This window comes from Lysinibacillus sp. NPDC047702 (assembly GCF_050272555.1).
Taxonomy (GTDB): Bacteria; Bacillota; Bacilli; order Bacillales_A; family Planococcaceae; genus Lysinibacillus.
In genome coordinates this window covers 12695-21882 of the sequence record NZ_JBNNMG010000083.1, presented here as the reverse complement: position 1 = coordinate 21882, position 9188 = coordinate 12695, and the positions used below count along the sequence as shown (strand labels likewise).

Sequence of the window (9188 nt, the reverse complement as noted above, 5' to 3'; positions counted from 1 at the left end):
AACTCTTTGTAACTATACATAAAGCCACTTATTGCTAACACCGCTTTTTGAATAGGGAAATGTTACCCAAACCCCGTTTTTAGCAATATAGTGATGGCTAAGACTTTAATTTATCACTATACATTTGTGTAAAATGCAGTGGTTGATTGGAGTGTAGACTGAGTGACTCCTCGGGGATTTAGCGTCACAGATGAGACCCTGGAGCGAGCAAATTAGGGGAACAAAGGCTAAAACCGTCACGTCCTGTGACAACGCCTTCGTAACCAACCTCCTGCTACTGCCGCTTCGCTTTCGCGCAAAAAACATCTGTTGCCCCAAGCGGCTCATCGGACGCCCCCAGGAAAGCACTCAGTCGGAACGGAGATCAACCCCTCGTTTTGAAAAAGGGCTATACTTTTTAATTTGTCACCTTGATTTCATTGACATAATAGTATTTCAACAACATGAATCCGCTATACTTTCACAGAAATATAGCGGATTTTTTATTGCTATAGTTACTATCTTCCCTTCTGTTGCATCCATGAAATAGTTTCTTCTAGGCCAGCTTTATAAGAAGTACGTGGTAATGGACCAATTTCCTTTTCATATTTTTGCCCACTTAAAATGACTGGCTCTTCTGTTAAATAAAACATTTCAACCACTTCCTTCATTGACGGAGAAAAGATTCCGATTAATTGTATCATTCCTTTAGATACAGTACGGATCCCTTTCTTGTAGCCTGTTAATTGTCTGAGAATTTCTACTAATTGTCCCCCGGAAATTGCATGTGTAGCTGGCACATTCCAATTTTGATTGTATGTATCATCTCTTAATGCTAATTCAACCATAGCCTTTGCACCATCAACTGTATAAAGGAATTCCCTCTCTACCTGCATATTTCCTACAAAATTAGCTTTTTTACCTTGTACAACATTTTTTAATGTTTCATAGAGTATGGTATTCTCTGCATTTGGTCCATACAAATCTGGGAAATGAACGATTAGGGAAGGTACATGGCTCTCTTTTAATTTACTTTCCATAGCCAACCGAATTTTCCCCTTCTTTGTATGTGGCCTCTTCACTGCCTCCTCCGTTACACCTATGTGTGCTTGTTTCCCATATGCATATATATTATCGACAAGTGCTATCCTCGCTCCTTGGTTTTCAGCTATTTTTAACACCATCTCTAGGCATGGTATATGGAGCTTTTCCCAATCCTGATACGGAAAACTTATTGCATGAAAAATAACATCCACTCCTTTTGATGCCTGGCTAATATCTTGCTCATTAAAAATATCACCTGCAATGATTTCAACATTTTTGGAATGGCGAAATAATGTCACTAGTTTTTCTTTGCGTCGTGCAAATGCCTTCACCTTTATTTGTCGCTTGACTAATTCATTTACAAGAGCATAACCCATTCCACCAGATGCCCCGATAACTAAAGCTGTTTTCATTATAATTCCCCCTTTAATTAACCACTGGTCAAATAAGCACTTAAAGAAAGTTCTAGATAATTGTACCTAGAACTAATCATTAATTAATGCCTTGAGAAGAAATTTTGCATGTACATCTACTGCTTCCATTGCTTCCTCATAATTTTTAACATAATGACGGTAATGTGCTACAAATCCATGCAGCGCAATAAATGTAGAATGGATATCTGAAAGCAGCAGTTCCTTTTCTGCTAAAGCTTGTACGGATTGTGCAAATTTTTCATAACTAAGATTTGCTTCCTCTTGAGAGAGTCCGTCAATTTCTTTGTCCCTCACCATAAACATTAATTCATATTGACTTTGATTATTTAAACCAAATGCCATATAGCCTACAAAAATATTCTTCAGTTTAGTAGAACTATCTTCAGGACCATTCACTGTATTATGTAAAGTAGTGTTTAATTCAGAAAAATAATCACCTAAAATAGCATAAAATATTTCTGCTTTATTTTTAAAATGATAGTATATCGCCCCATGACTACAGCCAATCTCCTTAGCAATACTGCGCATTGATACATGGTGAAAATCCTTCGCAATAAATTGCTTATGTGCCTCATGTATAATCATTTCTTTTGTTAATTCCTGTGTTGATGGTTTACGCGGTGACATAATGCCCTCCTATTTTGACCAGTGGTTAATTAATAGTGTACTATTAGTTATTTTATTTAGCAACCCGTTAAAACCCTATTATAAAAAACGAATTTCCCCTTTCGAAAGGAAATTCGTTTCATTATCACATTAAATAATACTCTTCACAACTTTTGAAATAACTGCACCTTCAGCTTGACCTGTTAACAAAGATTTTGCAATTTTCATTGCGTCCCCCATGCCCATTCCCTTAACGATTCCAGCCGCTGCAAGTTTTTCTTTAATTTCTTCTTCCGTTAATTGCTTCGGCAAGAATGATTTTAATAGCACTAATTTTGCTTCTTCTTTTTCAATTAAATCAGCTCTTCCTGCATTTTGAGCACCCTCTAAAGCCTGATTTGTTTGCTTTACCTCACGATTGATAATAGCAATTTCTTCTTCAGAGGATAATGCCTCTCCCTTTTCCTTCTCTGCTAAATCTAAGGCAGATTTCAACAGCGACAATACGCCTTTTGCCAATGCATTCTTTTCTCTCATGGCATTTTTTAATTGTTCAAATACCTCTGTTTTTAACAATGTTGTCACTCCTTTAGACCATATATTTCAAAAAAATTATACCATAAAGTGAATTAAAGATGTTTTCTCATCCCTAAGTGCAGGCTATACTCCTGTTTCTATATCTTCTACTACACTAATTTTGGAGTAAAGGTCTGGAGTTGCCTGTTCATGTAGATAAAAAAACCGTAGCCTCGAAGGATACGGTGATTAAAATTTATTTTGCTCGCTTCAGCATACGTACATCCGCTTTTGTTTCAAGTAACTCTAGAGATAATATTTCCATCTTCGTATCCATACTATCTATTTTCTGACTTAAATTTTGTTCTACTGAATCTAATCTGCTTTGCAGTAAATTTGTTTTTTCCTCTAATCTAGTTTCAACTGCATGAATTTTTCCTTCTAATCTTCTTTCAACCGCATCAATTTTTTCTTCTAATTTTCTTTCAACCGCATCAATCTTTTTTACTAATCTAACTTCCACCGCTTCAATTTGATGCTGAAGATCAGATTTCATAATCTGCATTTGCGTAGAGAGCTCCAAAATTGCTTGAAGGATGGTATGTTGGTTCACTTCCTGCCCCATTTTTGTCTTCCTCCTCTCTATCATTCTTCATTTTATCTATAAATTTCTTAGCATTGTTATCATTGTAGGAAAAGAAAGTAGTATTACATATACCACTCTTCTTTCCATTCTATCTAGGATTTATTTTAAAGTCAAAATATCGAAAGAACGAGTCTAGCTATTAATATCATAATAGACTTCTCTACTACTTTTACTAACAACATACTAATTTTCATGATATTAAAATCTTTCATTACCATTTATCCAATAGATAATGCCAATAATTGCTCCACCAATTATATTTCCAATTGTAACAGGTACTAAATTGGTAATGGCTCCCGCAAACGATACAAGTTCACTGTGAGGTATAAAAAGGGCAAGACAAAATAATGTCATATTGGCGATGCTATGCTCAAATCCTGAAGTAATAAATGGGAAAATACAACAAAAAATCATAGCTAATTTTGCAACTTCTGTTTTTAATTTATAAGCACACCATACTGCTAAGCAAACAAGTAAGTTACATAAAATTCCTCGGCATAACAGCTCGACAAATCCAGTATTCATCTTAACAGCAGCTATTTTCTCAATATAAGCAGCTGTATCTCCCACTGCAAGCCCTGCATAAAAAAATAACCCAGCGCCTATTAGGGAGCCACAAGAATTCCCTATGTAGCTAAATATCCAAATACCTATCATTTCTAGAGGTGAAGATTTTTTGGATAATGTACTGATCGTTAAAACTAAGTTATCCCCCGTAAATAAATTTGCACCAGCCATCATAACCATACTAAGTGCCACACCAAATGATAAACCTTGTACAACCTTCATACTTGGTACACCGGCAGGATCAAACAAACCACCAATTGTGACGATAAGCAATATGCCAAAGCCGATAAAAAGACCACCTAAAATTGCTTGCAATAAATAATTGACAGGTCTTTGCTTCATCATTGTTATTTTTGTTTCCGCAGTTATACAAATCTCGGATATTGTTTCTTTCATTTTTTTCCCCCCGTACAAACATCAACTATACATATCATAACTGATTTATGGACTCCAAAAATACCAATGTAAGGATTTTATTTTAAGCTGAAAGGGATAACTTTTACCCACACTTTCCAAAAATGAATTTGCATAATTATAAAAGTTGATATTACGAATACATTAATTATTTCTATCAGCCTTTTCAATCTTTCTATTAGGAATATCATTGCTCAAAAACCTTTCAAATGATAAGATTCGTTTAATTCCTACAATTCAAGTTTGTTAAGTAGGTGAAAAGGAGTGGATCGGATGGGTCAAGTAATCGCAAATAAAATAAAGCAATCTATTATGGAGTTAATTGGGCATACTCCACTTTTGGCCTTAAATCAATATGTTAAAGAGCAACAGCTAAAAGCCGAAATTATTGTGAAGCTTGAGTACTTTAATCCGGCTAATAGTGTGAAGGATCGTATTGCGAAAGCTATGATTGAGGATGCTGAAGCTCGTGGTATTTTAACAAAGGACAAAACAATTATTGAAACGACAAGTGGAAATACTGGTATTGGCTTAGCGGCAATTGCAGCCGCAAAGGGTTATAAGCTGCGGATTTACATGCAGGATGGGGTAAGTGAGGAGCGTACAAAGGTTGTGAAGGCTTATGGGACTGAGGTAGTGCCATTTTCTGATGTTCCAGAAATGGTAGCGGCCTTTGAGGAGACAGATGGTGATTTTGTGGAAACAATTAAAGTTTTTAAAGAAACCATCGTTGATCGGGAGGAAAATGTAGTATTTCTCAATCAACTTGACAATGAGGCCAACCCAAACATTCATAAGCTAACAACAGGTCCTGAGATTTGGGATGATACTGACGGTGATATTGATATTTTTGTAGCCTCAATAGGTACAGGAGGAACAATAAGTGGTGCAGGAGCCTTCTTAAAATCTAAAAATCCCAATATTCAAATTATAGGTGTAGAGCCAGCTATTAACTCCATTGCAACCGTCGATAATCCAGATATTATTGAAATCACAGGTGTTCACCGCTTCTCTGATGCTGATGAGGCACGTGTTCCATCGAATGTTCATTTAGAGATCATTGATGAAGTAATAGAAGTAGAGACTGTTCAAGCCTATGAAGCCGCGCGAGCAGTAGCGAAAACAGATGGTCTATTAGTAGGTACCTCATCAGGTGCTGCCTTATTCGCTGCTACAATACTCGCAAATCGTCCTGAAAATAAAGGAAAAAGGATAGTGGCCATTCTTCCTGATACTGGTCTTCGTTATTTATCAACTGACTTATTTTAAGAACAAGCAAACGAAGGGTATAACAGCATGCCCTTCGTTTCTTTAAAAGATTTTAATAGCTAGTTAGAAAAACCTTTCCTTTAGTTGTTTTAGATGATTCCACAACCTTTATTGCTTTTTGAATATCTAACAAATCATAATGAGAATCAACTGCCATCATTTTTAACATACCACTATTCACTAAATTAATTAATTGATGAAATGTATCTTGCCATCTTTCTACCGAAACTTGCTTATTCCAATGTCTTAAATGGAACATATTTGCCTTAACATTTGCCTCTTTCACAATACTTTGCCAATTCACTTGTATACCTGATAAAAGACCAATCGCTAAAAATTCCCCTTCAGGTTTTACACAAAAAGCAAGGTCGTTACCAGCTACTCCTCCAATGGAATCAATAGCAGCATCAGCACCCCTGCCATTTGTAATTTCCATTACTGTCTCATAGAGCGGTGTGATAGAGGTATCTATTACATAGGAAGCGCCAAGCTGAATTAAATCGTCTGTATATCTATTATTTCTCGTTACCGCAATAAGCTGAAAACCAATTATTTTTGCTAGCTGAGCAAAAATATGACCAATAGCAGATCCACAGGCATTCACTAATAAAACATCATTTGATTGCAGTTTTAGTACTTCTGTACAAGTAACCCAAGCCGTCATGGGATTAATATACATTTGGGCTGCGGTAAAATCATCGATTGAATCTGGAATTAGTACGGCAAATTCAGCTCTTGTTTGAACAATCTCCTGCCATGTTCCATCTCCTCGTAATGGTAATACACGTTTGCCGATAAGATTTTGAGCAACAGACAGACCTACATCCTCTACGATTCCTACTCCCTCATAGCCAGGAATAGTTGGTAAAGAAATTCGATGAGCATACTTCCCCCAAATTGGTATTAAATCAGATGGATTTATAGGTCGTGCTAGCATTCGAACGAGAATTTCTTGTGCTTGTGGAGGCTTAATCGTTTTATTTTCAAACTTTAAAACCTCCAGAGGATTTCCAAATTCATAGTATTTAATGCTTTTTGCTTTCAATAAATAGGACTCCTTTATTCAACTATTCATAAAATAACCTCATACCTAAGCATTGGGATCACGCTTCAAATATAAGTGCTTTTGTTATCTAATCTAGTAAACAATATTTTTATAGTCGCGTAATTGTAAACTCAGCCTTCTCATTCATATGTAGTAGTTGTTGTTTGTTAATTTCTATCTCCATTGGACTAACAATCGCTTTTTTATTTGAAAAATACCATATACGTTCACTTGGTCCTAATAATAAATTTGCTCCATCCTCATAATTTCCCATAAACGTAAGACTATCCACGCGAATTTCATTATTATTCATCGGTATAATCCCATATTCTTTTAATTTATTTGCTACTAAATAAATAGTATCTGTTGTGATATTCATTTCACCAATATTTAGCACATGCTCGGTTGAAAAAGACAAGGAATCTATTTTAGAATTTACTTCCTGTCTTGCAATAAGCTCTATAATATTTTCTTCTGGGTCATAAAAATAACAGGAAAAGGCCTTCAATGTGGCAAAATATACTTCATCTTCTTCAGCTGAAAACAGTATTTCCGCATGCTCTTTTACCCAACCTTTTGCCTGTTGAAATAAATTACATGGAATATTTAAGGCAAAATGATATTGCTTTTGTACAGAAGCATGGACTTTTTCAAACGTGATCGTACTTTCACCAACGGCAACAGAAAAATAATCATCTGTATTTTTTATTAATGAAAATCCTAATTGTGTACTATAAAATTCCTTCATTTTATGTAAATCATATGCATATAGCTTTACTCTAGTAATTTTCATTGTAAGCATCTCCCCTGCCCTTTGTCTCATTTACTATACTAGACTCAGTAAATGAATACCTCATGCAAAAGAATGAACATCATCTTATAGTGGAATACGATCGCCTCTACTATTAGGCTGTGAAATAACTAAAAACTCTATATCTTCTCCTGTATCATTTCGCATTTGATGCGCTGTTAGCGGTGGAACTTCAATTCCTTCACCTTTTTGTAAAGTAATGGGATCACCGTCAATTTCGATTATTGCGGTGCCAGACAGCATAAAGAAAAATTGTTGTGCATGATGATGATAGTGGTTAGTTTCTGCTGTTTTAGCAGGCATACGCTCATGAATAATACTAAGCTCATTATTTTTAACTAAATGCCAGCCATCACATTGCTCTCCCCAACTATAATGCTCTGCATTTTGTTTGTTTATTTTCAAAATGATTACCACCTTCCTATAATATTATCCAACATATAGGTTATTTCTGCACCCTACCAATTACTAAAATTATGGACATACTATATAATATAGATACCACTACAAACAATCATAATTTATCATGTTAGGAGAGAGAAGAATGAATGTCAAAAAACAGTTATTTGGTATCACTCTCGGCTTTTTGTCTACAACAATACTTTTATATATCTTATTTGATTTTTTCTCTTGGTCAATTAGCCTCGGGTATTTATTAGGTATTTGTGTTTTTGCTATGATATTACTTTACTTGAAAAGGACATAAATGCTTACTCATAATGTGTTTAAAAACTTTTCAAATTTATTGACACTCATAATTTCATGTGTCACGAACTGCCCATTATAAAATAATCCAAAGGTTGTCCAAATAATAGGACCATTCTGTGCTTCCTCTTTTGTGGTTATCTGATATGCATGAAAAGGAATGCCATTTTTCACAGTAGCATCCCTTAAATCATTTATAACACCTACCGCAAAGGGACATTGAGCCGTATAGTATATGCTAATACCATCACGATGAGATTTTAGATCACTTGTATGTAATTTAAATGATGGCTCAACAGCCTCATCGTTAAATTTATAGACAGCTAGCTCAAAATAAGGGGCTGCATAATCTACAATTTTAAATCCCAAATGCTCAAAAAAACGTTTATCACTTAAAAAAGGAAGTTTTTTCTTTCCTACTATATGTACAATCCCATCCATTCCCTGCGCCTTAGCATCCTTTATACACTTTTCAAGTAATCGACTAGCATGATGCTGATTTTTATATTTACCTGAAACCCATAGACAATTTATATACATATAATTCGGTGCCTCAATAGGAGCCCAAGCATGCTGTGCAGGTAAATATTCAATAAAAACCTTTGCACGTTCATTCAATCGATAAAAAACCAACCCATCATGTATGTGATCCATTAACCATTTTTTCTTTTCTATTACTGCTTGCTCGTATTGTTTAGCACCAAGCGCACAGCATACATGCTCCTGTTCAATCTGATTGCTTGTCATTTGAAGATACTCCACTTTATTATTCACCTCTGTCCTTTCTAAACTCCTAATCTCTGTTACCTAGTATTATACCAGATGGAAATATATTGGTTTAATTACCCATTTTCAGAAACAAAGAAAATCTGAATTAATTACTTCCAAAGTCATTGTGTCCGGATTTTTTCGAGTGAACTCGAAAAGCTCCTCTTCGAAATCCGTGACATCTGCCAGGGGCTTTGAACCAATATGATGTTGGACATTCAGTTGTGTGTTGTTGTTGCTGTCGCTTTTCGCTTTCGCACAGATAAAACCGTGTTGTTGCTGTCGCTTCGCTTTCGCACAGATAAAACCGTGTTGTTGCTGTCGCTTCGCTTTCGCACAGATAAAACCGTGTTGTTGCTGTCGCTTCGCTTTCGCACAGATAAA

11 protein-coding genes are annotated in these 9188 nt (G+C 35.5%); 1 reads left to right on the top strand and 10 read right to left on the bottom strand.

Features of this window, described 5'->3' with window-relative positions; all coding sequences use genetic code 11:
- Window positions 1-497: 497 nt before the first annotated feature.
- The 5 genes from ACQKIM_RS25095 to ACQKIM_RS25075 form a co-directional block, all read right to left on the bottom strand.
- On the bottom strand, window positions 498-1436 hold the full coding sequence (locus tag ACQKIM_RS25095) for an SDR family NAD(P)-dependent oxidoreductase (protein ID WP_427549160.1): 939 nt from the start codon (window positions 1434-1436) through the stop codon (window positions 498-500).
- A gap of 72 nt (window positions 1437-1508) precedes the next feature.
- Entirely contained in the window at window positions 1509-2084 is a 576-nt protein-coding gene (locus ACQKIM_RS25090; RefSeq protein ID WP_427549158.1) for a TetR/AcrR family transcriptional regulator, read from the bottom strand.
- A 129-nt stretch (window positions 2085-2213) separates the two neighbouring features.
- Window positions 2214-2639 carry a GatB/YqeY domain-containing protein gene (locus ACQKIM_RS25085; RefSeq protein WP_427549157.1) on the bottom strand — a complete coding sequence of 142 codons (426 nt, stop codon included), beginning with the start codon at window positions 2637-2639 and terminating at the stop codon, window positions 2214-2216.
- Between the two features lie 196 nt (window positions 2640-2835).
- The gene (locus ACQKIM_RS25080) at window positions 2836-3204 is read right to left on the bottom strand and encodes a hypothetical protein (protein ID WP_427549155.1); all 369 of its coding nucleotides are present in this window, start codon (window positions 3202-3204) and stop codon (window positions 2836-2838) included.
- Window positions 3205-3423: 219 nt separating this feature from the next.
- Window positions 3424-4188, bottom strand: a complete 765-nt coding sequence (locus ACQKIM_RS25075) for a formate/nitrite transporter family protein (protein WP_427549154.1) — start codon at window positions 4186-4188, stop codon at window positions 3424-3426.
- Between the two features lie 291 nt (window positions 4189-4479).
- On the opposite strand from ACQKIM_RS25075, the gene ACQKIM_RS25070 reads away from it, so the two are divergent.
- Complete coding sequence (locus tag ACQKIM_RS25070) at window positions 4480-5475, top strand: PLP-dependent cysteine synthase family protein (RefSeq protein ID WP_427549153.1); 996 nt, start codon at window positions 4480-4482, stop codon at window positions 5473-5475.
- 52 nt (window positions 5476-5527) lie between these two features.
- Here the strand turns inward: ACQKIM_RS25070 and ACQKIM_RS25065 are convergent, their stop codons facing one another.
- From ACQKIM_RS25065 to ACQKIM_RS25045, 5 genes are all read right to left on the bottom strand, one after another.
- Complete coding sequence (locus tag ACQKIM_RS25065) at window positions 5528-6520, bottom strand: zinc-dependent alcohol dehydrogenase family protein (protein ID WP_427549152.1); 993 nt, start codon at window positions 6518-6520, stop codon at window positions 5528-5530.
- 109 nt (window positions 6521-6629) lie between these two features.
- On the bottom strand, window positions 6630-7313 hold the full coding sequence (locus ACQKIM_RS25060; protein WP_427549151.1) for a VOC family protein: 684 nt from the start codon (window positions 7311-7313) through the stop codon (window positions 6630-6632).
- An 84-nt stretch (window positions 7314-7397) separates the two neighbouring features.
- Complete coding sequence (locus ACQKIM_RS25055) at window positions 7398-7736, bottom strand: cupin domain-containing protein (protein WP_427549149.1); 339 nt, start codon at window positions 7734-7736, stop codon at window positions 7398-7400.
- A 309-nt stretch (window positions 7737-8045) separates the two neighbouring features.
- Window positions 8046-8798 carry a GNAT family N-acetyltransferase gene (locus ACQKIM_RS25050; protein ID WP_427549148.1) on the bottom strand — a complete coding sequence of 251 codons (753 nt, stop codon included), beginning with the start codon at window positions 8796-8798 and terminating at the stop codon, window positions 8046-8048.
- Between the two features lie 90 nt (window positions 8799-8888).
- The coding region (locus tag ACQKIM_RS25045) for a hypothetical protein (RefSeq protein WP_427549146.1) at window positions 8889-9188 on the bottom strand (300 nt) is incomplete at its 5' end.

Bases quoted from the DNA above. Each gene is read 5' to 3' on its own strand.
- ACQKIM_RS25095 (WP_427549160.1), bottom strand. From the start codon at position 1,436: ATGAAAACAGCTTTAGTTATCGGGGCATCTGGTGGAATGGGTTATGCT.
- ACQKIM_RS25090 (WP_427549158.1), bottom strand. From the start codon at position 2,084: ATGTCACCGCGTAAACCATCAACACAGGAATTAACAAAAGAAATGATT.
- ACQKIM_RS25080 (WP_427549155.1), bottom strand. From the start codon at position 3,204: ATGGGGCAGGAAGTGAACCAACATACCATCCTTCAAGCAATTTTGGAG.
- ACQKIM_RS25075 (WP_427549154.1), bottom strand. From the start codon at position 4,188: ATGAAAGAAACAATATCCGAGATTTGTATAACTGCGGAAACAAAAATA.
- ACQKIM_RS25070 (WP_427549153.1), top strand. From the start codon at position 4,480: ATGGGTCAAGTAATCGCAAATAAAATAAAGCAATCTATTATGGAGTTA.
- ACQKIM_RS25060 (WP_427549151.1), bottom strand. From the start codon at position 7,313: ATGAAAATTACTAGAGTAAAGCTATATGCATATGATTTACATAAAATG.